Below are 24,331 nucleotides of genomic sequence, written 5' to 3' on the forward strand. Positions count from 1 at the left end.
ATCGGCCTCTAGCCCAGGCAGCGCCTGGGCTTTTAGCTATTAATAAAGTAGCTATCTATCAAATACCGATGCGCCCGCCGTCGTTGCGCGTGATGACCAGGGTGGCCGAGCGCGGGCGGGCGCTGCCGCCGTCAGGCCAGTGGCTGCCGAACGAGGCCGGGTTGCCGTAGTCGGGCTTGGTGTCTTCGCCCGGGTGCTGGATGTTGACGAACAGCGCGCGGCCGTCGCCTGACTCGGCGATGCCGGTCAGCTCGCACTCCTTCGGGCCGACCAGGAAGCGGCGCAGCGTGGTGCCCGGCGCGGTGCCGACACGGGTGGCCTGCTGGCGGGTTGCGCCGTCGGTGCCAACGTTGGTGATGGTGCGCGCGGCGCCATCGCCAACCTTGCCCGGCACGGCGGCCAGCATCATGCAGTTGGTCACGTCGGTGTAGGCGCCGTCGTCGGTCTGCAGCCACAGCAGGCCGGGTGCGGCCTGGCTGAACCACAGGCCGTCGGGGCTGGAGAAGTCGTTGTCGGCGCCGAGGCCCGACAGGTTGATGTCGGCCGACGCGGTGGAGCGCGCGCCAAACAGGTAGACGTCCCAGGTGAAGCTGGTGGCGGCCGGGTCGCGGTTGGCATCGGCAAAGCGCACGATGTGGCCGTTGGGGTTGCCCAGCTGCGCGGTCTTGGCGGCGCCCTTGGGGTCGTTGTAGAAGCGCGGGTTGGCGGCGTCGGTGGCGCTGATCGGGCGCGAGGCGGCGTTGGTGTTGGTGAGCGTCACGTAGACGTCGCCGGTCTTGGGATTGACCGCGGTCCACTCCGGGCGGTCCATCTTGGTGGCGCCGGCGGCGTCGGCGGCCAGGCGGGCGTTGATCAGCACGTCGGCCGCGTCAGCAAAGGCGTAGGCGGCATTGCTGGCGGTGATGCCGTTGACGCCCAGCTTCAGTTCCAGCCAGGTGCCGCTGCCGTCGGCGTTGAAGCGCGCCACATAGAGCCGGCCGCTGTCCATGTACTTGTCGCCGGCGGCCAGGCCGCGGCTGGCGTCGGCCGGGTCCCAGTTCTGGGTCGACACGAACTTGTAGATGTACTCGTTGCGCGAGTCATCGCCCATGTACCAGACCAGCGGCTTGCCGGCGGCCACCGGACCCAGGCAAGCGCCTTCGTGGCCCATGCGGCCCAGCGCGGTGCGCTTCTTGGGCGCGGCGCTGGGGTTGAAGGGATCGATCTCGACCACCCAGCCATAGGTGTTGGGCCCGTTGCGGTAGTCAGCGGCGGCGCTGGCGCCGCGCACTTCGGCGTTCCAGCGGCCGTACTGGTCGTCGGTGGTGTCGGGCGTCACGGTGGCCCACAGTTCGCGGCCGGCGCCGGCCACGCCATAGCGGGCGAAGGCGGCCTTTTCCTTGGCGCTGCGGTTGGCGTCGTCGGTGGCGGCGATGCGGCGGAAGTAGCCGGCCCAGTTTTCCTCGCAGGTGAGGTAGGTGCCCCAGGGCGTGGTGCCGTTGGCGCAGTTGTTGACGGTGCCGCGCGTGGCCGTGCCCTGCGCCGAATACTTGGTTGCCATGGCGGCGCTGCCAGCGGCGGGGCCGGACAGCGTCATGGGCGTGAGCGTGTGCACGCGGCGGTTGAAGCGCGAGCTGCGGTTGTAGGCCCAGGCGCTGCCGCTCTTGCTGACCTCGATCACGCTCACGCCGTGCAGGAAGAACTCGCGCTGCACTTCCTCGGCCACGGTGCGCACCTGCGCGTTGCCGCTGCCGCTGGTGGTCTGGCCGGTGGGGTGCAGGTAGCTCGGCGTGATGGCTTCGTGGTTCATCGCCAGCAGGCCGCGGCCGGCGCTGGTGGATTCCCAGCGGTCGCCATTGCCAATGCCGAAGTAGCTCATGCCGTCATGGTGGTCGCCGGCACGACGGTCGTAGCTGGCGGCGGGGTCGGTGCCGTCATTGCGGTAGTCGGCCACGCCCGAGGCGATCGGGTCGCCCAGGCGGTAGAGCACGCTGGCGGTGTAGCCGGCCGGCACCACGACCGCGTCGGCCAGGCTCTTGGCGACCGGGTTGAAGCCCAGGGTCAGGTTGTCGGGCACGTTGTCACCGTCGCTGCCGCCGCAGGCGCTGAGCGACACGCTGCCCAGCAGCGCCGTGCCGGCCGTGCCGAAACCCGCGCGCAGCAGGCCGCGGCGCGACATGCGGCTGGCGATCAGTGCATCAAAAGAGGGGTTGGCGCTGGGGTTGTGGCCGATGTCGTCGGGATCGATGGCCGGGCTGCCCAGGGGCGAAGAGGAAGACGTGGCGTCGTGCATGGCGCGGGTACCTTGTTGGATCGTGGGGGAACAGGGGGAGCAGCGCTCCCGGCGAACCCCGCAAAACTAACGATCCCGCGTGAAATCGCTGCGACGGCGACATGACAAAACCATGACATCGCGGTCTGTTTTGCGTTTCTTTGCCAGGCTGATACGAAGCCCGCGCTGGTCCGGCGGCATGCACTCAAGGGGGGCGAACGCGGCCAGGTTTTTTTCATATCCCTGTCACTTCATGCCGGGAGACTGCCTGCCTGCACACCTTTAGACACACTCGGAAATAAGGCAAGTACATGAAGCACTGGTTTATCGCATCAGCGCTCGCAACGGCGGCACTGACTGCTTGCGGCGGCTCAGACTCTGGCCCGGCGGCGGCTCCCAAGAACGTCCTGTTCTTCCTTGGCGACGGCATGGGCCTGACGACCATGACGGCCGCGCGCATCTACCAGGTGGGCGAAGACGGCAACCTGACCATGGACACGCTGCCCGAGACGGCCTTCATCAAGACCTACTCGGCCAACGCCCAGGTCACCGACAGCGCGCCCTCCATGGCCGCCTACATGACCGGCGTGAAGATGAACAACGAGGTCATCTCCATGACCGCGCCGACCTCGGCCTTCAACACCACGACCGGCGCCGACTACGTGAGCGGCTCTGACTCCACCTGCCCCACCAGCGGCAACGGCAGCGCGGTGACGACGATGCTGGAGCTGGCCAAGTCCGGCGGCCTGGCCACGGGCGTGGTGACCACCACGCGCATCACGCATGCCACGCCAGCCGCCACCTACGCCCACATCTGCCACCGCGACGGCGAGAACAACATCGCCGCGCAAATGGTGCCCCAGGGCGCGGGCTTCAACAGCGCGCTGGCCGACGGCATCGACGTGGTCATGGGCGGCGGCCTGCGCCACTTCCTGCCCAAGGGCACGGCTGGCAGCGTGCGCACCGACACGCGCGACCTGGTGGCCGAGATGAAGGCGCGCGGCTATGCCTTTGCCGGCAACAAGACCGACTTCAGCGCCCTGCCCGCCACCGGCAAGCTGCTGGCGCTGTTCACGCCCAGCCACATGGCCTATGACCTGGACCGCGACGCGGCCAAGGAGCCCAGCCTGGCCGAGATGACCACGCGCAGCATCGACCAGCTCAAGAGCAACCCCAAGGGCATGTTCCTGATGGTGGAAGGCGGCCGCATCGACCACGCACTGCACGAGACCACGGCACGCAAGGCGCTGGCCGACACGGTGGCTTTCGACGGCGCCATCAAGGCCGCCATCGACAAGATGCAGGTGATCGACCCGGGCCTGAAGAACACGCTGATCGTGGTCACCGCCGACCATGACCACACGCTGGTGCTCAACGGCTACTCGGCCCGCACCGGCCCCAGCAGCGCCACCAACCCGGGCGTGCTGGGCCTGCTGCGCAGCTACACCAACGGCGCGCTGGCCACCGACACCAGCGGCAACCCCTACACCATCATCGGCTTTGGCAATGGCGAGAACCGGCCCTCTGTGCGCACCGCGCTCAGCGACGCGCAGGTGTTCGCCAGCAGCTACCACCAGGAAGCCGTGATCCCGGTGACGGCGGGCAACGAGACCCATGGCGGCGGCAATGTGTTTCTGGGCGCCATCGGGCGCGGCGCCGACAGCTTCAGCGGCACCCTCGACAACACCGCCGTGTTCGGGCTGATCCGCAAGGCCAGCGGCCTGTGATGCAGCCCCCACCGAACCAAACCGAGACTTCCTCCATGCACCTCATTCGCTCCGCCAGCGCGCTCTGCCTGGCCCTGTCCTGCGCCTTCCCTGCCCTCGCCGCCGGCGAGGCCAAGAACGTCATCTTCTTCCTGGGTGACGGCATGGGCCCGGTCACCGTCACCGCCAGCCGCATCTACAAATACGGCGAGGCCGGTTTGCTGACCATGGAATCGCTGCCGCGCGCAGCCCGCATCAAGACCTATTCGCTGGATGCGCAAACCACCGACAGCGCACCCTCGATGGCGGCCTACACCACGGGCGTGAAGTCGCGCAACGAGGTGATCGCCATGGACGGCAACACCGTGGCCACCCGCCCCTCGGCCGACAGCAGCGTGAGCCCGGCCGTCAGCAACGCGGTCAACAACTGCGCGGCCAGCAATGGCGCGGCCGTGCCCACCATCCTGGAGCAGGCGATTGCCAAGGGCAAGGCCACAGGCGTGGTCACCACCGCGCGCCTGACGCATGCCACGCCGGCTGCCACCTACGCCCACATCTGCCACCGCGATGCTGAATATGCGATCTCGCGCCAGGCCGTGCCCGGCGGCGCCGGCTACAACAGCGCGCTGGGCAATGGCGTGGACGTGCTGCTGGGCGGCATCAGCTACTACTGGCGCCCGTTCAACGCCAGCACCACGCCACGCGGCCGCCCCGATGGCCGCGACCTGGTGGCCGAGCTGCAGGCCAAGGGCTACAGCTACGTGAATGACCTGGCCAGCCTGAACGCCGCGCCCAGCGGCAAGCTCATTGGCCTGTTCGACCAGGCGCTGTCCGAAGGCCACATGTCCTACGAGCTGGACCGCGACCCCACCAAGGAACCCAGCCTGGCGCAGATGACGGTGAAAGCCATCGACGCACTCGCCAAGAACGGCAACGGCTACTTCCTGATGGTGGAGGGCGGCCGCATCGACCACGCGCTGCACGGCACCAACGCCAAGCGCGCACTGACCGACACCATCGCCTTCGACGACGCCATCAAGGCCGCGCTGGGCAAGGTCGATCTGTCGAACACGCTGGTGGTGGTCACCGCCGACCATGACCACACGATGGCCTTCAACGGCTACTCGCACCTGGGCAACGACGTGCTCGGCAAGACCACCGACTACAAGACCAAGAAGACCGCCAAGGCGGCCGATGGCCTGCCCTACACCACGCTGGTGTTTGGCAACGGCGGCGGCCCGCGCAAGGCCACGCGCGACGACCTCACCAACGTCGACACCTCGGGCGACAAGAACTATCTGCAAGAAGTGGGCGTGGTGCTGGGCAGCCCCGGCGCCGAAACCCACGGCGGCGGCGACGTGATGCTGTTTGCCACCGGCGCCGGCAGCAACATCTTCAAGGGCACGCTGGACAACACCCGCGTCAACGGCTTGCTCAAGCAGGCGTTTGGTTTCTGATGATGAAGCTGCAACACACCCTCGCCGCCCTGCTGCTGGCCAGCGCCCTGCCCGCGCTGGCGCAAGACGCCGACCTGCTGGTGCGCCACACCATCGTCTCGGCCGGCAGCGACGGCATCAAGCGCACGGTGGAGTTCTCCGAGCGCGTGGTGCGCCGGCAGGACCAGGTCTGGGTCGAGCGCGTCGTGCCCGCAGGCTGGCACTCGGCCCACGAGCACGCCGCTGGCGACAAGGGCCACAAGCACCTGGACGTGGCCGCCGCCGCGCGCTGGCTGCAGCGCGGCAAGGACGGCAAGCCGGCGCTGCAGCTGGCCTCGGCCGAAGACAAGGTGCTGGTCGACGTCGCGCCCACCGACTACGGCAACGTCGGCTTCGACGGCTCGTGGACCGCCGCCTACCACCTGATCGACCCGGCATCGCTCAAGCCGCTGAAGGCCACCGCCACCGCAGGCGACCTGGTCACCTACGTGTCGCAAGAACCCGGCCGCACGCTGAAAGTGGTGTGGAACCAGCGCCTGCAATACCCGGTGCTGGTCGAATCCAGCCAGGGCCCCTCCAGCCGCAAGACCGTGGTGCAAGCCCAGCCGCTAGCCGCAACGCCGCCGTGGAATGTGGCCAAGAGGTATCAGAAGAAGGACTATTCGGACTACCTGGACTGATTGTCAAAAATCATAGCTAATAGCCCAGGCAGGACAAGGGCTACAGCTACTTTTCTTCTAAATTTCGTAACTACTCACCCCCGTTCGCCCTGAGCCTGTCGAAGGGCTTGGCGATGGGGGCAGGGCTTCGACACGCTTGGCGGTGAAGACAAAGTCGAGGTCCGCAGCCGTGGCGTCGCGCAGGCTGGGGGACGCGCCTGCATCAGCGCAACTTTCCCTAGGACTCATGGCAGCACCCAGTGCTCGCCTTCGGTCGTGCGCTGCAGCGCGCGCTCCGGGATCTCCCAGATGACGAGGCGCGGCGGCGTCTGCTTGAAGGCGGGGCTGGCGAAATAGGCTTCGGCCGCCCCCCAGAAGTTGCCGCCGTCGCGCGCCAGGTTGGCCACCGGCGTGCCCAGGTCCTGCGCCAGGAAATCACCGAAATGGGAGTTGCGCGAGAACGAGGTGCCGATCAGCGCGATGCGTGGCAGATCGGCGTCGCCGAACAAGTCGGCCTCTGCCGAAGCCCCGCCACTGGCGTCCTTGCGTGGCGTGAAGACGCTGGCCTGTGCCGTCTCTGGCGCGGGCTGCAGGGACAGCGGCAAGGCATCGAGGCCGGCCAGGTGCACCAGGTCGCCCGGGCGCCGCGCAGCGGGCTGGCGGACCACGTCGTAGGCCTGCGGCGGCACGGCCTCGATGCCGAGGGCCTTGGCCGCTTCCGCCACCGAGTGCGCCGCAGCGGCGGCGCCGCCCTCGGTCCAGTGCGTGTCGGTGCGAAAGAACGGGTCTTCGCCCCGCGCCATCAGCGCCGCCAGCGGGGGCGTGAGGTCCACCGTGGCCACCCCGGCAGCGCGCAGCCGGGCCAGCCAGTCGTCCATGCGCCCCGCCAGACGGGCCGGACGCACCAGGCCGCACAGGCGCGATTGTTCGATGCGGCTCTTGTCGGGCACCATGGCCACCAGCAGGCGGATGCCGCGCTGCTCCAGCGCAGCGCGCAGGCGCACAGCCACCTCGGCGCGCGCCTGCAGGTGGGCATCCGCGCCGGGGTGGGGCACCAGTTCCTCTGCCAGAAACAGCCAGCCAGGACAGCCTTGCCGCACCTGCGGTCCCAGGTCGCGCATCAGCACCCAACTGGCGCCGCGCTCGGCATCGGCCGCAGCCCGGGCCGGCGGTGCCTTGGCCAGCGCGTCGGCGATGCCGCGCATGGTGGCTCCGTCGAGGAAGGCGGCACGCGTCAGGCCAGCCGGCAGCAGGTCCAGGCCCTTGGCCACTACCGCATAGAAGGTGCTGCCGAGCCCTCCGCACAGGAACAGCAGCAGAGCCATGCCGGCCACCCGCGCTGCGGCCCGGGGCGGGCTTGGCGGCTGCGGTGGTGCGGTGTTCTGGACGGGCGGTGCCATGCGGCTAGAACTGGAAGTACAGGAACGGCACCGCGCCGCGGCTGGCGATCAGCGCGAACGACAGCAGGAAGGCAGGCACCGGCCACAGCGCACCGATCGCCGCCAGGCGCGGGCCGGCCCGCTGCGCCAGCCGCGGGCCCACCGCCGGCCAGACAACGCAGGCGATGCCGAGCAGGCCGGCCAGCGCATGGGCCGGCCGGAGTTCGACGGCCAGCGCATCGCCCAAGCCGAAGCCCTGCAGCCCGAACTGCCCAGCATACATGCGCAGGGCGCCGCCGGCGTCATGCGCGCGGAACAGCGTCCAGGCCAGCATGACGAACAGCAGCGTGGCGATGCGCGCCAGCGGCGCCGGCATGCTGTACCCGGCGCCGCTCCAGGCGCGAGCGCAGCACAGGGCCAGGCCGTGGGCGATGCCCCACAGCAGGTAGTTCCAGCTGTCGCCGCCATGCCAGAGGCCGGCGATGGCCATGGTCAGCAGCAGGTTGCGGTAGGTGGCAAAGCTGCCGCCGCGGTTGCCGCCCATGGGGATGTACATGTAGTCGCGGATCCAGCTCGACAGCGACAGGTGCCAGCGGCGCCAGAAGTCCTGGATGCTGCGCGCCAGGTAGGGGTGGTGGAAGTTCTCGGGAAAGTGAAAGCCCAGCATCTGGGCGATGCCGATGGCCATGGCGCTGTAGCCCGCAAAGTCGAAGAAGAGCTGCAGCGTATAGGCGCCGCAGCCGAGCCAGGCGTCAATGAACGAGGGTTCGGACTGGGCGAAGACCAGATTGGCCACGGGCGCCAGCGTGTCGGCGATCAGCACCTTCATGCTGATGCCCATCATGAAGCGCCAGGCGCCGGCGCAGAAACCGTCCCAGCCGAAGCGGCGGCTGCCGATCTCGCGCTTGACCCAGTCGTAGCGGATGATGGGCCCGGCGATCAGTTGGCCGAACATGGCCTTGTAGGCGGCAAAGGCGACGAAGCTGCGCTGCGCCGTCACGGTGCCGCGGTACACGTCCACCAGGTACGAGATGGCTTGCAGCACGATGAAGGACAGGCCGATGGGCAGCGCCACCTTCTGCCAGGGCAGTGGCAGCGCGCCGGCCCAGCCAAGGGCGGTGTTGAGGGTTTCGACCAGGATGTTGGCGTACTTGAACCACGCCAGGATGCCCACCAGCACGGTGATCAGTGCGGCCAGCTGCACACGCTGGCGCTGCGGCGCCGCGCCACGCGCCAGGAGCAGCCCCCCGCCCCAGGTCAGCGCTGTCAGCGCGATCAGCATCAGCAGGTAGGGCGGGCTCCACCAGGCATAGAAGATCCAGCTGCCGGCCAGCAGTGTTGCGTTGCGCCCGCCCACGGGCGTGACCGCATACGCCACCAGGAACAGCGGGAAGAACAGCAGCAGGAATTCGAGCGAGGCGAAAACCACGGGGCGTCAGGCGGCGGTTGGGCGGGTCTGGACGCGTCAGCGCGCCACGTCGTCGGTGGCGAAGATCAGGCGCGAACCGGTGGCGGCCGAGGGCACGAGCACCAGGCTGTAGCGCTGCCCGGCCTGCAGCGTGCCGAGGTCGATGGCATTGCCGCGCGGCTTGCCATCGCACATGAGCTGCACGCCGACCTGCACCGGGTTGATCGCGCGGCGCTGGCTGCTGCCCTGCGCGACACCGGTGAACAGCGCTACGTTGCGCCCCGCCACCTGCACCGCAGCGCCCTTGCAAGCGGCATCGACGTTGTAGAACGCGATGGAGGCCTTGAGCGCATTGAAGTCGTCTGGCGTTTCGCTCAGGACGGTGGTGGTCACGGCTTTCTGCCCGGCCGGCACCAGCGCGACAACGGTGGCGAATGCCCCCGGCGCCGTCTTCACGGCGATGGGACTGCGCACACCGGCGCCTTCGAAATCGCCCTTGATATCGATGTTCGGCTTGACCGACTGGAAGTCCGATACCGGCTTGTCGGTGGTGAGCGCGAGGCGCGCCTTGCCGGCGACGACGTCGAGCTTCTGGCCAGTGCCATTGACGAAGCGCACAAAGGCCGAGTCCTGCGCAGGCCCGGTCTCGTACAGCAAGGGAGCGGCGGCCAGCGCGGCAGCGCAACCGCCGGCCAACGTTGCCAACAGGGGCAGGCGGAAGACCAGGCCACGCATCACTTCTTCCCCGCAACCATGGCGTCGGCGATGGCCTTGCCCCAGTCTTTGTAGCCGGTGGGCGTGAAATGCTGCCCATCGACCGTGCGCCATTGCCCGGGCTTGGAGAATTTCAGCGAATCGACGTAGGTGCAGGGTGCCACGTTGGAGGCCAGGAACTCGGACGCGGTCTTCACCCGCTCGAAGGTCTTGCCATACATGCCGCCTTCGCTGCCCCACGCAGGGCCGACCCACACGCAGGAGGTACCAGCGCTGGCAATGTCCTTGGTCAGGGCGGTGGTCTGCTGCCAGGCCCAGGCCTTGGGAAAGGCCGCTTGCTTGTAGCTGGCCATGGTGTCACCCATGACGACGACCACCAGGTCAGGCTTTTCCGCCTGGATCAGCTGCTTGACCGGCTTGGTGGCGGCATTGATGCCGGTATAGGTGATGGCCCCCTTGCCGACGCGCTCGGCGCCGCCGCAGTCGCCCTTCTTGATGGTGGTCCAGTCGGCGGGGGTGGAGCCGCAGACGCCGACGGTGTGCACGACCTTGGCGCCACGGCTGAGGAACTGGTCCTGCAGGGTATCGATCAGGTAGCCAGCGTTGGTCAGGTGGCTGTCGCCGATGATGAGAATGCTGAGTCCGGCCAGGGTTGCGAGCATGGGGTTCCTCTCGGTTCGAATGAAATTGGGCGGGATTGGGTCGGGTGTACGAATGGCAACACGCTACCAGGCGGGGCGGCTGACGTTCGATTCCGGCAGGTTGGGTGCGGCAGGTCGTGCAGCAGGCGGGGGCGATACCACCGGTGCGGGGGCAGCGCCGCCCCGGCGCAGGTAGGCAAACGGGTTGTTGTCTGCGGGTGTGGCAGGCGCGGTCGGCGCCTGGGCCGCAGGCGCTTCCTGCGCCCGCACCATGCCAAGCGCCTGGCGCAGCAGCGCCACGGCCTCGCCGTTCTTGCCTTGTACGCGGTAGAGGCGTCCCAACGCCGCCACCACGTCCGGGTTCTGCGGCTGGAGCTGCCGGGCCCGCAGCAAGGCCTGTTCAGCATAGGCGTAGTCGCGCCGGGCGGTGGCCAGAATGCCGGCGGCCATGAGCGCGCCCGCATCGTCCGGGTTGCGCGCCAGCACCTGCCGGTATAGGCGCGCAGCCTCCTGAGGCTGTCCGGCGTCGGCATGCAGGCGCGCCAGGGCGCTGAGCAGGGCCGGGTCGTCCGGTGCCTGTGCCAGCAGCGGGGCCAGCAGGTCATAGGCGGATGCCAGATCCCCTTGCTTGCGCAGCGTCTCGACCTGGCGCGACACATGGATCCGGCGAATGCTGTCGTAGTGCGCGCGGTCCGGCGGTGCGAGGTTTTCACGCTGCAGTTCCCGCAACAACCCCGCCAGTTCAGCGTCCTGGCCGGTACGCAGCAACAGGTCGGCGTACTGCAGGCGCACCGCCAGCGAGCCACCGTTGCCCGACATGGCGGACCGCAGCAGCACCCGCGCACGCGGCGTGTCGCCGATGTCCATATAGGACTGGACCACCAGGCCCAGCAGGTCGGCATCCGCGCTGGCATCGAGCCGGGCTTCGGCCTGGGCCAGTGGGGCCCTGGCCTCTTGCGCGCGGCCAGCCCGGGCCAGGGCCACGGCGGCATCGACCTGCGCATTCACGCCCGCACGGGTGTACAGAGCCCGCATCGGCGGTGTCCGGCTTGCCGCCGGAATCCGCTCCATCAGAGCGGATGCACCGTCCCAGTCCTTCAATTCCGCCAGCAGCAGGGCGTTGGGGTAGAGCACCTCCGGGTCTTCCGGGCGGCGCTGCAGCAGGGCATCCATCACGCCGCGCGCATCGGCGCCGGAGCCGGCCTTCAGGTACATGCGCGCCAGGTCCAGCCGGGTCCACGCATCGTCTGGCGACAGGCTGATCGCAGCCTCCAGCTTGGCGCGGGCAAGCGCGGCGTCGCCTTCCGCCAGGGCGGCGCGGTATTCAGCCAGGCTCTGCTCGGCGCGCAGCTTGCGTACGTCGATGCGGGCCTGCTGCTCGGGGTTCAGGCCATCGATCATTTTCAGGGCTTCGGCGCTGCGGCCGGCCGCAGCCAAGGCGCCGACAAGTCCGCGCAAGGCGTCGAGGCTGTCGGGTTGGCGCGCCAGCACGCTGCGGTAGACACGCTCGGCGTCTGCGGTTTGCTTGAGTTCGGAGAAGACCCCGCCCAGCGCGTTCTCTGCGGTCGGCTCCTGCGGATCGATCTGCACCGCCTGTTCGAGTTTCTGTCGCGCATCGTCCAGGCGCCCGGCGCTGCGCGCTGCGCTTGCCTGCGCCACCAGGTCCCAGTAGCTGGCACTGTCCAGGGATTGCTTCCAGCGGTCTGCGCCGCCCTGCCGCGATGCCTCGGCCAGGAGCTCGCGCGCCGCCGCGAACTTTTCCTGGCGCAGCCGCACCAGGCCCATGCCGCCAAGCGCCGAGTCGCTGCGGGCTTTCAATTTCAGCGCGGACTGGAACTCGGTCTCGGCGCGCGCGATGTCAGCCGCATCCAGCGCCGCGAAGCCCGCGCTGATGTGGGCAGAGAAGGGGTCCAGGCGCACGGTGCTGCTGCCAGCAGCCCCCGGCTTTGGCTTGGTAGTCAACTGGGCGCGTATCTCCGTGTCGTCCGGGTTCGCCTTCAGGTATTCCTGGAAGAAAGGCACCAGGCTGGCGGGCGGCGGCGCGCCCATCCAGGCCAGCGCCGATCGCAAATGCTCGGTCGCATCACCGCCGACGTCCGCACGGCGGGACAAGACCACCAGGCCGCGCAAGCCCTCCAGGCGGGTCTTCTGCCTCAGCGTTCGCAGATTGGCCAGTTCCAGCTGGATATGCGGGTCGCCGGGAGCAATCCTGCGCAGGCGCTCGAGCCCTGCGATGGCATCTTCCCAGCCGGCGGCCGAATAGCCGAGCACCGTGTAGTACTCCAGCGCCACCTTGCCCTGCGGCAAGCGGTGGTTGAACAGGCTGCGGTACTTGGCAATGGCGGCGTCGAACTTCTGCTCGCGCAGCAGGATGCGCGCCTGGTCGAGTTCGGCCACGGCGTGGTCGCTGGCGAAACTGATGTCCTGCTCCAGCTGCAATGCCGCCTGGCTGTCCGGATGGGCCTTGCTCAGCCGCACCAGATAGGCCTTGGCAGCGTCGAGCTTCTTGGCCCTGATGGCCAGTTCCCCGAGGCTGGCCAGGGCTTGCGGATGCCCGGGACTGACCAGCAGCAGCTTCTCCCACGCCTCGGTGGCGCGCTCGATATTGCGCGACTGCCAGTACTGCCCTTGCTCGACCAGCGCTTTTTCGGCATCGCTCTGGCTCTGGGCCAGGCCGGCACCGTGGGCCGACAACAGCAGGGCGGCCACGGCTGCGGCAATCAACGGGTGCTTGTGGCGCGGCATGAGGTTTCCCAGGCGGGTTCGAGTGCCCCGGTGCGGCCAAAGCGGTAGCGGCCCTCCAGCCAGCCCAGGCCGAAAAGCGTCAAGACCAGGTCGTAGTAAGGAGGCTGCTTGTCCTTTGCGTTCTGCGGCGCCAGCACCTGCAACAGGCCGTCGGCGACGCGCTGCTGCTGCTTTGCCAGGGCCGCGCCATTGCCGGTAGCCTGCAGGTACGGCAGCAAGGCTGCGGAGAATCCGAAAGGTCCGACGCCACGCGTCTTGCCAGAAGAAACGCTGACGAATTCAGGCGGCACGCCAGCGGCGGAGGTCGCAACGGACATGCCACGGACGAGGCCGAGCAGGTCGGATGCCAGCGGGTCGGAGCGCGGCACCATGCCGGCCCACATGTAGGTGCGGATGGCATCGTAGCTGCCGACATCCGCCTTGGTGGGGTGGGGGCCGAAGCGGCCCTGCCCCTGCGCATCGACCGTATAGGCCACCCAGTCGGCGACGAAACCGTCTGGCGGCGTCGTCTGCCGCAGCAGGGTCAGGGTGTTGTCCGCGATCCGGCGCCACGGGCCGCGCGGCGCAGCCACGGCCAAGCGCCGCAGTACCGGCAATGGCTGGTAGCTGGCATTGAACTGCCAGCTCCGGCGCTTGGCCTCGTTCTGGCCCTCTTCGTGCACGAAGCCGCGCTCACCCGGCAACAGCATGGCGCCCAGGCCGGGCACCTCGGCGACTTCCCTGCGTTCGACCTCGGCCAGCAGCAGGCCGGCATCGCGCTCGTAATCGGGCCGCCGCCACAGGCGCGCGGCTTCCAGCAGGCTGTAGATGATCCACAAGTCTGCGTCCGAGGCCGAGTTGTCGTCCTGCACACGCCAGCCGCCATCCGACGCCAGGCCCCAGAACCAGGCAGGCAGATGGCCTTCCACCCGCCCGCCCAGCAGGTTGTCGACGGTCCAGCGCCAGAGCAACTCGAAGCGGTCCCTGTCGTTGGCGACCAGGGCGAAAAACATGCCGTAGGACTGCCCCTCGGAGGAGCTGTGCTTTTGCGGCGTGCTGGCGTCCAGCACACGGCCGTCCGGTTGGACGAAATACTGCACAAAGGCCTGCCACAGGGGCCAGCCCGGCTCAGGGCACGGGCGCGCCGCTGCCGCTCCGGCGCGCAGGGGCCCTTGCGCCAGCAGCGTGCCCAGCAGCAGGCGCAGGCAGGTACGCCGGGATGCGGCGGGATGCAAGGGATCAGTTCGCATAGGGCGACCGCACGGTATTGACCGGCATGGCCTGCGGGCCGGTCACGGCCCCGAAGGCGTAACGCAGGTACACGTTGGTGTTGAACTGCCGGTAATCGCGTGCGTTGTCGATCGCCAGGCGGCCACCGAGGAACCACTGAGGCTGGAGCTGGTATTCGAGCGCCACGCCCAGGTTGTAGCCCAGGCCGGTCTTGCTCTGGCCCGGATAGAAGGCCGCCGTGGTGGTCTGCAGGCTGGGATTGAGCGGGAAGAAAGGCGCACTGTCGGTGCGCATGTGCTGCACGCCCAGTGAACCGTTGAGCCGATAGGACAGCTGGCTGGTGCGCGCCCGCCACTCCACCGGCACGGCCAGCGAGACAAACTGCTGCGGGCTGAAATAGCCGCCGTTGCCGTAGGTGAAGAAGCTCAGGTTCTTGTCGAAGCCCAGAGCGGTCAGCGCCAGCCCGACGGTCAGGCCCGAGTCCTCGGTGCGCAGGATGCGCCAGTAGCTGCCGGCACCCAGTTCGGCGCGGCTGTTGGACTCCACCTGGTGGCCGGTGAGGCGGTGCAGCGAGCCGTAGCCGTAGAGCCCATAGCTGCCCTCGTCCAGGTTGGCCTCCAGCCGGCCGCCGGTGGCGGACACACCGCCCCAGGCGGTGCCGGTGCGATCGTCGCGCGCGCCTGCGAAGGACAGCACGCTGTCGGTCACCGGCCGGCGCGACAGGCCGATGCTGAAGGAGAACGCGTCGCTGACCGGCAGGCGGTACTTGATGCCCGCGTTCACATCGGTGTAACGGAATCCCAAGGGAGTCGTACCAAGGTCGGCCTGCAGATTGCCAGACTCCCAGCCCACGCCCAGGCCCACGCCGGAAGCATTCTGCGACCCTGCGGAGACACCGGGCAAGGCGCCCGCCAGCAGGGGACCACCGCCAAAGTTGCTGATGGTGTTGATGCCCGTCGCCGGCGTGCCGCTGCTCAGGATCACCGGGGTGACATTGATGGTGGCCTTGCCGTCGCCGAAGTCGAAGCGCAGCGAGATGGGGATTTCGGTATCGGTGAGCTGGCTCATGCCCTTCTCACCCTGACGCGAACGCACCACGGTGCCCACCGACAGAGTGGCGATGCGCTCACGCTCAATCGCGTCGATTTCTTCCTCCAGGCCGCGCGCCTTCGCCTGTGCCTCGGTGCCTCCCGCAGCGGTACCGGCGGCCACGGGTGCTGCTGGCGTCGGGCCCGACGCCTGCGCGAAGCTGCGTTCCGGGGCCGGGGCTGGCGCAGGGACATAGCCCAGTGCCGGCGAGGAAGCGAGCGGCGGCGGAGTGTCGGATATGTCGTCCTGGACCCTGCCTGTCAGGGGTGGCGGAGGGAACACTGCAGCGACCGCATTCGGCGACACGCCGTGCCGGCGAGCGATCTCGTTCAAGCGTCCGCGCACCGCTGCATCGCGCGGGCGCACACGCAGGAAGGCCTGAAACAGGGGAATGTCGGATGCCTGTCCATCGGTCCAGGCCAGGGCGTCACGCCAGCTCTCGATGGCCGCAGCCCCTACCTCGCGGTCGCCCGCCAACAGGGAGATCTGCACGATGCCGCTGCGCAGCGTGGACGCGCGTGTCATCTCGTGCTGGGCCAGGGCCAGGCGTGCGTGAACGTCGGCCGGCGCGTCCAGCACGCGTTGCTCCAGATAGCGGCGCGTGGACTCCCACGCCGACGGCACGTCTTCCGGCAATTGCCGCGCGCGCGGGCCAGGCATGGCGTCACCGCCGCCGCCGACAGCAGCCATCGAAGGCACATTCAGCGCCATCAGGAGAATCAGAACAAGGGGCTTGGTACGTGGATACATGGTCTCTCCCGGAACAGGCGCGAATGGCGCAGGCCCGTTGGCCAGGGATCAGGGGACCGGGCCAACCGGCTCCTCGAAGGGCGCGGGCTCATGTCGTTCTCAAGCATTCGAGCGCAGGCGCAGGCGCGCCCGGGCACGCAGCGCCAAGTACATCACCACGGCCAGCAACGCCGCGGCGACCAGGCCCACCACCACCAGCACCAGGGGATGCCGCGAAAGGAACCACTGGATCCAGGTCAGCGGGTCGAGCCGGCCGACATGGTAGGTCTGCTCAGACACCAGGCTGGACACCTGCTGCCCACGCACGACGACCGCACTGCCGTGCACATGCTTGAGCAGATCCTGGTCGAGCAATGCATTGACCGCGCCGTCCAGCGCCTCAGGTTGGTCGGCCGACACCATCACCACACTGCGCCCGCCCGACAAGGGCGACTCGAAGCCGCTGATGACCGCTTGCGGGCCACTGCCGGTGTAGCTCAATTCTTCGCGCCGGTCGACCGGCTGCTCCTGCTGGCGCCCGTCCCACCAACCGAGCACCCGGTAGGCCAGATCGGACAGCGGGAAGCGGCGCGCCGTGGGCGTGACAGCCGCGGGAAGATCGCGCTCCCAACGCTGCAGCAAGGGCTGGTCGGCACCGGAGGAGATGACCAGCAGGTCCTTGCCGGACACCTTCTCGACCAGCGAGGCCGGGGTGACCAGCACGCCCGTCGCGGGATACCCTGAGGAGCGGCCCATCAGGCCCATCAGGTTCAGGTAGGCCGACCATTCCGGCAGGTCGCCCTTGTCCGGCATGACAACGGCGGTTTCCGAAAGATCGGCCATCCGCGTGAAAGGAAAGCCGCTGTTGCCGAAGGCGGCAAGGTCGGGCATGGCCAGAAAATGCGAAAAGCCCGAGATGTCGATGGTCGAATCGGCGTCGATGGCGCCCCTGACGTTGTCGAGCATCACGTCCTTGCAGAAGCCCTGCTTGACGTAGTCGTAGTAGTAATGGAACTGCAGTTGCGACTGGGCCGGCAGCAGGAACAGCGGCACCCGCAGGCGCTCATGCGCCATGACCGTGCCGTCTTCCGGCGTGGGCAGCAGCGCATCGATCACGCTGGGGCTATCGTGGTTCGCCGCGCGCAGCGGGTAGGCGCGCAGGTACTGGTCATTGACATTGATGTTGAGCGTCGACTTGTCAGCCGTGGGCCGCGGGGTATAGCGGTAGCGCAGATCCACCGGGATGCCTTTTTCTCGCCAGGCGAACAGATCCGGCGGCGCGCGGAAATTGATACGCACCGTGTCCGGTGTGTAGCCCGAGACATTGAGCGCGCGCTGGTCGGCGATCTCGCCGAAGCGCACCGGCCGGTCGCTGCGCAGCCAGGCGGGCGCGTCGTAGGGCTTGCGTGCCTCGATTTCTTTCATGCCCGTAACGGTGGCCATGCGGCCCGACAGCGCGGGCCCGCCAACCGCCAGCGCGGTAGCGGCGGTCCGGAGTTCGGCCGCGTCGCGCCCCATGACGACGAGCAGCTTGGACACCGGGTCGTTCGGATTGGTGACCATGGCCAGGGTCGGGCCGGCCGGCGCAGGCAGGTCCACACCTGGCAGGCCGTCGCTGCCGACCACGAACACCACTGCCGAGCCGCTGGCGGGCAGCGTGCCGATGGCGGCGGGGAACTTGGCACCGCGGTAGCCCGCCAGTGCACCGAACCAGGAAGACACCGCCCCCGCCGCCTCAAGTGTGGATGGCACCGGAGGCGCCATGAAGATGAAGGGCAGGTTCAGCGAACGCACGTCGCGGCGATCGAACAACGGGCCGGGCAGCAGTGCGAGGTCGTCCGGCAGGGCGACCGGCGTGACGTCGAGTGTGATGCTGCTCTGGTTGCTGATACTGGTCCAGAGGCTGGAATGCAATGGGTCTTCGCACTCGAGCGTGTAGTGGCCGATCAGCTCAAGGTCGATGCGATTGAAGTCAGTGATCAGGCGCGGCGGAATGGCGATGTCCTGCTCCAGATCCGTGCCGGCCTGTTCGCGGGGCACTGCAATCGTGCCGGCGACCTCGCCGTTCACCCGCACGTTGATGTGCGAGATGTTGGACAGCAGCGCTGGCGAGTACGCGTACTTGAGCTTGAGCTTGGCGCCCACCACCACCTCGTCGGCACGGACGCTGAATGGCACACCGCCCAAGCCCTGCACGCCGCGCAATTGCAGCGGGTAGGTGGCACCCAGCTGCTTGAACGACATGCTGTAGCTACGGACGGCGGCAGCGGGCGCCGTGGCTGGCACGCCAGGCAGCACGGCGGCAGCCGGGGCCGAGACCTTTGCCGCCTCGCTGGCCGCAGCGAATGCCAACATTGCCAGCGCGACGGCGGCCGACAGCACGCTGCGCGATCTCGCCATGCGTGTTCCCTGGCCTGCAGTTGTCATTGTTTTCATTGTTTGCCTGTATCGAGTTTGGAGCCTGGCTGCCGCAGAGCGCGTGGCCTGCGCACCATGGCGTACAGATTTTTGAAGAAGATGCCGAAGCCCTTGACCCCTATCCTCATCACACCGGCCAGGGCTCGCAGCGGCGTGTCGCGCTCGCCGTGGCCCCAACTGCTGGCCCACAGGTCGGCCCGGGCAAAGGTCATCTGGGTCAGCGCGGCCTGCTGCGGCAGGCTCATTTCCTGGAACTGCAGCCCCAGGTGCGCGCCGTTGCGAAACACGATCTCCGCCGGGAACGAGGCCTCGTCCTCGTTGCGGAACAGGGTCACGTGCAAGAGCTCGCCCTGCGGCAGTTCAAGGTCCGCGGGCACCAGCAGCCCCAAACCGGTCTGCGAGAAATCCTCGGTCTTGCAGACCACCGTGCGACCGCTGGCCAGGGTCAGTACAGCGCGCAGCGAGGCATCCACGCGCGGCGCACGACGCACCTGTCGGCTCTCGCTGGCGACAGCAATGCTGGCGCCCAGAATGACGGCGTTGTAGATCGTCCAGACCAAGTTGATGGCCAGGGTTGACGCGGCCTCACCGCTGTGGCTGCTGAACTTCACCAGGCCGATTGCCAGACCGATCAGGTTCACGGCCATCAGGAGCAGGTAGGGCCGCGCAATGCCCCAGTCGAAGTAAGAGTGATCGATGAGACCGCCCTTGGCCGTGACATTGAACTTGCCCAGGCGCGGGTTGATGAAGGCCGTGAGCACCGGCCGCAGGATGTACCAGGCCAGCACCGACTCGTAGACCTCGTTCCAGAACGAGTGGCGGAAGCGCCCCTGCATGCGCGAATTGGTGATGCTGGCGTGCATCAAATGCGGCAGCGCGAAGGCGGCGATCATCGCGGCCGTGGCCTGGTACACATGGGCACCGAACAACAGGTAGGCCAGCGGCGCGGTCATGAAGATGATGCGCGGCAGGCCGTAGAAGAAGTGCAGCATCGCGTTCATGTAGCAGAGCCGCTGCCCCAGCCGCAGGCCAGGGCCGGTGAGCGGGTTGTCCAGGCGGCTGATCTGCGCCATGCCGCGCGCCCAGCGGATGCGCTGACCGATATGGCCCGACAGGCTCTCGGTGGCCAGGCCCGCAGCCTGCGGGATCGCCAGGTAGGCAGTGTTGTAGCCGTGCCGGTTGAGCTTGAGCGCGGTGTGTGCGTCTTCGGTCACGGTCTCTACCGCCACGCCGCCGATCTCCTCCAGCGGGGCGCGGCGGATCAGCGCGCAGGAGCCGCAGAAAAAGGTGGCGTTCCAGAGGTCGTTGCCGTCCTGCACCAGGCCGTAGAACAGCTCGCCCTCGTTGGGCACGGCGCGGAAGGTGTCCAGGTTCTTCTCGAACGGGTCGGGCGAGAAGAAATAGTGCGGCGTCTGCAGCATGGCCAGCTTCGGGTCGCGCAGGAACCAGCCGACGCAGATCTGCATGAAGGAGCGCGCCGGGATGTGGTCGCAATCGAAGATCGCCACCAGCTCACTCGAGGTCTGCTTGAGCGCCGCATTGATGTTGCCGGCCTTGGCATGGCGGTTGTCGTCGCGCGTGAGATAGCCCACGCCGATCTCGGTGCAGAAGTCGCGGAACTCGGGGCGGCGCCCGTCATCGAGCAGGAAGATATTCAGGCGGTCCGCCGGCCAGTCCAGGCCCATGGCCGCGAACACGGTCTGCTTCACCACTTCCAGCGGTTCGTTGTAGGTGGGGATCAGCACATCCACCGCAGGCCAGCTGCTGCGGTCGGCCGGCATGGGCAAGGGCTTGCGCTCCAGCGGCCAGGCGGTCTGGAAGTAGCCCAGCAGCAGCACCGCCAACGCATACAGCTCGGCCAGCACCAAGCCAGTGCCGAAGAAGTTGTCGAGCAGGCCTTCAAAGCCCAGGGTGTCTGTGAAGCGCCAGTAGATGTAGCGCATCGATGCCGTGATCGAGAAGACGATCATCGCCAGCGTGGGCAGCCGGCCCGGCACCTTGCGCAGCAGCAGCGCGGCGACAAAGCTCACCACCGCGAAGGCGACCTGGCCGCCGAGGTTCAGCGGCACGGTGAATACCAGGATGAACAGCCCCAGGCCCAGCAGCCCGGTGCTCCAGCGCAACGTGGCATGGCCCCATGCGGGATGGTTCACGACACGCATGATGGCCGCGCGCAGGCGCGCGGCGACACCCTGCTTGTCGACCCGGAATTCGTCCTGGCTGGTCATGCGTGGGCCTGCGGCGCAGCCTCGAGTTGGCGCGCCAGTGCGGTGGCAGCGGCGATGAAGTCGTGGCTGGCCAGGCTGTCGTGCGCGTAGTCGAGCACGCTCTGGTCGTAGGCCAGCGCCTCGCACACCGCCTGATCGCGATGGATGCAAGCCAACAGCCTGCTGCCCAGCCGCTGGCGCAGCACCTGGGCCACATCGGCCGAGAGCTGGCGCGTGCTGTCGACCTGGTTGAGCAGGTAGCACTGGCCAAGAAAGCCGGGGCGCGTGCCGGCATAGCGGCGCACCAGCTTGTCCATCAGCGGCAAGGCGGCATAGGAGGCTGCGTCCGGCAACGTGACGACGAGCACCAGGTCGGCGGCGGCCAGCGCCTGCCGCATGTAGATGGAGGGGCCGGGCGGCGTGTCCAGCAGCACCACGACCTCCTCGGGCAAGCCGAGTTGCTGCAGGTGGCGCATCAACCACTGCGGATCGGTCTCCAGCCGCTGCTCGAAGGCCTCGCGCTCATCCTCGGTGAGCTGGCCGTAGGGCAGCACCACAATGCCGGGTGGGCCGGCTGTGCAGCCCGACAGCCAGGGCGCGCCCTTCAAGGTGGCGCGGGCACTGCCGCCCGGATCGCGCGGATCCAGGCCCAGGTGCAGGCGCAGCGCGTTCTGCGGATCGAGGTCTGCCGCCAGCACCATGCGGCCAGCCTTGGCCAGGGCCACGGCCAAGCTGGCGGTCACGGTGGTTTTGCCGACGCCGCCCTTGGCGGAGGCTACCGCGACGATCTTCATGAACTCAAGAGCTTGCGCAGCAGCGAGAGCTCATCTCCAGATGCCGGCGCGGGCTCCGGCGGCCGGGGCCGCGACAGGCGTGCGAAAACCTGTTGCAAAGGCTCCTGCCGCATGTCTTGCGGCGCGGCAGCAGGTGCAGGGGCCGCGCGCAGCGGCGCGGCAGGCCGGTTGGCGAACAGGGCTGCAGCGCCCGCCGGGGCTGCGGGCGGGGTTTCGGCCACCGGTGCGGGCGGCTCGCTGCTCGCGGCATCCAGCGCCGACAGCAGCGGCCAGCGCCCGTGCGACTGCTGGGCCTGGTTCTCGCGGGCTATTTCCTGGTACTGGGACGCTTTGCCGCCGAACTGTTTGAACAGGTTGACGATATCGTTCTGGCTCATGATGTTGCGTGCGAAGCTGCGGCAAGGTGAAACTCGATCCCGCCCGCCGCGTCGAAGCCGCCGGCTTGCCGCACATGGAGGTCGCCTGCGCCTGCCTGGCGGAACCACTCCTGGTAGACACCTTCCAGAAAGGCGGGGGACCAGCGCTCGGCGCCAGCGCCAAAGGCCGCCAGCAGCGGGCTGCAGTGGTGGCGCACGCGCAGGTGGTCAGCGGTTTCCTCCAGCACCACCCAGCCCCAGTCCAGGCCGATCCAGACCCGGCCCATGGCCAGTTGCAGGTCCCACAATGTGTCGCAAGAACCCAACACAGAGCCCTGTGCAAAGCGGCTGCCGGCGCGCCGCATCAGCACGGCAAGGTCTGCCTCGGAATGCTGCGCACCCAGTTCGACGGCGAACGCCTGAATAAAGCCCCGCCACTGCCGCGCGCACTGCAGGCTGCTCAGGTATTCAAGATTCGCGTTATCCACGGTAGGGCCTTTTTGCTCGAACGGTCACAGATTGCCCCGAGCTTTTACAAGTTGTGTCTCTATTAGACGTTCGCCTGCACTCGACTGGCAAGCAATAGCCCGGCTGGGAAACAAACCTACGTGCTGGCCAATGCCAGCCACCGTTAGTGGGCGATGCACGCACGCCACGGATCTTCCCGGGAAGCGCCAGCGCCTGTCTGCCGCCGAAAAGGCTTGTTTACCTTTCCCCTGCCAGGCTGCCGGATAAAAAAGGCTGGCGCCCTCGGGATGCGGCTTTTTGCTCGTTCTCTGGAGCTGCCCGCGAGCGTGTTCAGGGCAGCTTCATCTGCGCCGGCGCTGCAGCGCAATAGCCCACCGCCGCGCCGAGGTGATCCTTGTAGTGTGCGCGTATCAGCGGAGCAAGGGGGCTTTGACCTTGTCGTGCAGCGGGCACCGCAGTCGCAGGCATGCGGGAAGTTGCTGACCCCGCACCAACCGGTCAACGCTTGCTGGTGCTTTCCTGAAAGCGCGCTATTGCGCCCGGCAGCGCGCGCGCGTGCCCGGCACCAGGCCTTCGAGCAGCGCCTCGCGGCCGTCGGCGCCCAGGCCGGTTTCCACGCGCACCTGTGGATTGCTGTAGACCGCCTGGTTCGGGCCCATGCCGCCGGCATCGCGCAGCAGCAGCTCGGTGCCGCGGAAGCCCTGCAAGCTGACGCTTTCACCCGCGAGCAGCGTGAAGTTCACGCCGTTGTCGCAGCGGTAGGCCGTGCCGCGCGCGAACGGGCCGCTCTGTGCGCAGCCTGCGAGCAATGCCAGCAGGCCCAGCGCCGGCAGCGTGCATGTCCAGATCCGGTTCATGGGTGCATCCTGTTGAAGTGAAGGGGACAGCTACTTGGGCCAGAGCACCCAGAGCCGCAGGTTTTGCTTGAGGCGCCCGGCGACCTCGCCCGCATCCGCGCCCCAGCCGGTGAAATAGTCGGCCCGCACCGCGCCGACGATGGCGCTGCCGGTGTCCTGCGCCAGCACCAGCTTTTGCAAACTGCGCTGCGGCCCGGGCGAGACGATCCAGACCGGCGTGCCGTAGGGAATGCTCTGCCGGTCCACGGCGATCGAGCGGCCCGGCGTCAGCTCGACGCCCTGCGCGCCGCGCGGCCCGAAGCTCGCGTCCACGCCCTCCAGCGGCTCTTCCTTGAAGAACACGTAGCGCGGGTTGGCCCACATCAATTCGTTCAGGCGCTGCGGGTTCTGCGCCAGCCAGGCGCGGATGCCGGGCCAGGTAGCGTCGCGCGTCTGGCCGGTGGACAGCAGCCAGCTGCCGATGCTGCGGTAGGGCTGGTCGTTGGTGCCGGCATAGGCCAGGCGCACGGTGCGCTGGGTGCCATCGGGCTCGGCCACGCGCAGCCGGCCCGAACCCTGGATGTGCAGCACCATGGCCTCGACCGGGTCGGCGATCCAGGCGATCTCGCGGCCGGCCAGCGCGGCGCGCGCGTCGGGCTGGGTTTCGATCTGCTGGCGCGTGAACCAGGGCTTGCGCGCGGCCAGCCCGGCGGGTGCGCTGTAAAGCGGCACGGTGAACTGCGCCGTGGGCAGGCGGCTGGCCGGGATCACCGGCTCGTAGTAGGCGGTCAGCAGGCCGTCGGGGTTGCCGCTGCTGGACTCCACGCGGTAGGGCTGCAGCCGCGCCACCATCCAGGCGCGCTGTTCTTCAGGCGTGGCGATGGAGAGCTGGCGGATGTCGCCGCACAGCGCGGCAAAGGCCGGCGCCGGGCGCTCGCAGCTCTTGATCCAGGCGTTCCAGGCCTCGAACAGTGCATCGTCCTGGAAACCCGGCAGTTCTTCCCAGGCCGCCGGCACCCAGCGGCTTTGCACCTGCGGCAGCGTGCCGGTCGGCCAGGGCAGAGGCCGCGCGGCGGCGGGTGCGGCAGGGGCGGGCGGACGCGGCGCCGGGGCCGGCGCCTCCTCCAGGGGGACGGGCCGGGTCGCGCAGGCAGCGAGCATTCCTACAATCGCCAGGGTTGTCGCCACCCGCAGGAGTCTTTTTGTCATGGGCCTGATTTTGCTCGAAGCCTTGCTGGCGCTGGCCGTGCTCGTGTTCATCGTCTGGTGGACCATGTTCTCGGGCC

18 protein-coding genes are annotated in these 24,331 nt (G+C 68.3%); 3 read left to right on the forward strand and 15 right to left on the reverse strand.

Annotated features, from left to right (window positions below; translation table 11 throughout):
• Positions 1-58 precede the first annotated feature (58 nt).
• Positions 59-2,272: a PhoX family phosphatase gene (locus tag AAFF27_25190; GenBank protein ID XAH23235.1), complete on the reverse strand. Its 2,214-nt coding sequence runs from the start codon at positions 2,270-2,272 to the stop codon at positions 59-61.
• A 290-nt stretch (positions 2,273-2,562) separates the two neighbouring features.
• Here AAFF27_25190 and AAFF27_25195 point away from each other — a divergent pair, with 290 nt between their 5' ends.
• Genes AAFF27_25195 through AAFF27_25205 form a run of 3 tightly spaced genes read left to right on the forward strand, consistent with a single transcriptional unit; the run spans position 2,563 to position 6,073 of the window.
• Positions 2,563-3,978, forward strand: coding sequence for an alkaline phosphatase (locus tag AAFF27_25195; protein ID XAH23236.1), 1,416 nt, complete (start codon positions 2,563-2,565; stop codon positions 3,976-3,978).
• A 35-nt stretch (positions 3,979-4,013) separates the two neighbouring features.
• Positions 4,014-5,414: an alkaline phosphatase gene (locus tag AAFF27_25200; GenBank protein XAH23237.1), complete on the forward strand. Its 1,401-nt coding sequence runs from the start codon at positions 4,014-4,016 to the stop codon at positions 5,412-5,414.
• Positions 5,414-6,073, forward strand: a complete 660-nt coding sequence (locus AAFF27_25205) for a hypothetical protein (GenBank protein ID XAH23238.1) — start codon at positions 5,414-5,416, stop codon at positions 6,071-6,073. The genes AAFF27_25200 and AAFF27_25205 overlap by 1 nt, the downstream gene beginning before the upstream one ends.
• 224 nt (positions 6,074-6,297) lie before the next feature.
• On the opposite strand, the gene AAFF27_25210 is transcribed toward AAFF27_25205, so the two are convergent.
• From AAFF27_25210 to AAFF27_25275, 14 genes are all read right to left on the reverse strand, one after another.
• Positions 6,298-7,452, reverse strand: a complete 1,155-nt coding sequence (locus tag AAFF27_25210; GenBank protein ID XAH23239.1) for a cell division protein FtsQ — start codon at positions 7,450-7,452, stop codon at positions 6,298-6,300.
• Positions 7,453-7,456: 4 nt separating this feature from the next.
• Complete coding sequence (locus tag AAFF27_25215; GenBank protein XAH23240.1) at positions 7,457-8,860, reverse strand: MBOAT family O-acyltransferase; 1,404 nt, start codon at positions 8,858-8,860, stop codon at positions 7,457-7,459.
• Between the two features lie 36 nt (positions 8,861-8,896).
• On the reverse strand, positions 8,897-9,574 hold the full coding sequence (locus AAFF27_25220) for an alginate O-acetyltransferase AlgF (GenBank protein XAH23241.1): 678 nt from the start codon (positions 9,572-9,574) through the stop codon (positions 8,897-8,899).
• Positions 9,574-10,215: an SGNH/GDSL hydrolase family protein gene (locus tag AAFF27_25225; protein ID XAH23242.1), complete on the reverse strand. Its 642-nt coding sequence runs from the start codon at positions 10,213-10,215 to the stop codon at positions 9,574-9,576. The genes AAFF27_25220 and AAFF27_25225 overlap by 1 nt, the downstream gene beginning before the upstream one ends.
• Before the next feature lie 63 nt (positions 10,216-10,278).
• Positions 10,279-12,939, reverse strand: coding sequence for a tetratricopeptide repeat protein (locus tag AAFF27_25230; protein ID XAH23243.1), 2,661 nt, complete (start codon positions 12,937-12,939; stop codon positions 10,279-10,281).
• The gene (bcsZ, locus tag AAFF27_25235) at positions 12,915-14,168 is read right to left on the reverse strand and encodes a cellulose synthase complex periplasmic endoglucanase BcsZ (GenBank protein ID XAH23244.1); all 1,254 of its coding nucleotides are present in this window, start codon (positions 14,166-14,168) and stop codon (positions 12,915-12,917) included. The genes AAFF27_25230 and bcsZ overlap by 25 nt, the downstream gene beginning before the upstream one ends.
• Positions 14,158-15,987, reverse strand: coding sequence for a cellulose synthase subunit BcsC-related outer membrane protein (locus AAFF27_25240; GenBank protein XAH23245.1), 1,830 nt, complete (start codon positions 15,985-15,987; stop codon positions 14,158-14,160). The genes bcsZ and AAFF27_25240 overlap by 11 nt, the downstream gene beginning before the upstream one ends.
• Positions 15,988-16,086: 99 nt before the next feature.
• Positions 16,087-18,366: a cellulose biosynthesis cyclic di-GMP-binding regulatory protein BcsB gene (gene bcsB / locus AAFF27_25245; GenBank protein ID XAH23246.1), complete on the reverse strand. Its 2,280-nt coding sequence runs from the start codon at positions 18,364-18,366 to the stop codon at positions 16,087-16,089.
• A 32-nt stretch (positions 18,367-18,398) separates the two neighbouring features.
• Complete coding sequence (gene bcsA, locus AAFF27_25250) at positions 18,399-20,546, reverse strand: UDP-forming cellulose synthase catalytic subunit (GenBank protein XAH26325.1); 2,148 nt, start codon at positions 20,544-20,546, stop codon at positions 18,399-18,401.
• 62 nt (positions 20,547-20,608) lie between these two features.
• The gene (gene bcsQ, locus AAFF27_25255; GenBank protein XAH23247.1) at positions 20,609-21,385 is read right to left on the reverse strand and encodes a cellulose biosynthesis protein BcsQ; all 777 of its coding nucleotides are present in this window, start codon (positions 21,383-21,385) and stop codon (positions 20,609-20,611) included.
• Entirely contained in the window at positions 21,382-21,762 is a 381-nt protein-coding gene (gene bcsP / locus AAFF27_25260; protein ID XAH23248.1) for a cellulose biosynthesis protein BcsP, read from the reverse strand. The genes bcsQ and bcsP overlap by 4 nt, the downstream gene beginning before the upstream one ends.
• Positions 21,759-22,229: a cellulose biosynthesis protein BcsD gene (gene bcsD / locus AAFF27_25265; protein XAH23249.1), complete on the reverse strand. Its 471-nt coding sequence runs from the start codon at positions 22,227-22,229 to the stop codon at positions 21,759-21,761. Before bcsD ends, bcsP begins: the two co-directional genes overlap by 4 nt.
• Before the next feature lie 510 nt (positions 22,230-22,739).
• On the reverse strand, positions 22,740-23,066 hold the full coding sequence (locus AAFF27_25270; GenBank protein XAH23250.1) for a hypothetical protein: 327 nt from the start codon (positions 23,064-23,066) through the stop codon (positions 22,740-22,742).
• A 30-nt stretch (positions 23,067-23,096) separates the two neighbouring features.
• Positions 23,097-24,305: an MltA domain-containing protein gene (locus AAFF27_25275; GenBank protein XAH23251.1), complete on the reverse strand. Its 1,209-nt coding sequence runs from the start codon at positions 24,303-24,305 to the stop codon at positions 23,097-23,099.
• Positions 24,306-24,331 lie beyond the last annotated feature (26 nt).

Source organism: Xylophilus sp. GW821-FHT01B05, from assembly GCA_038961845.1.
In the GTDB taxonomy this organism is placed as follows: Bacteria; Pseudomonadota; Gammaproteobacteria; order Burkholderiales; family Burkholderiaceae_C; genus Xylophilus.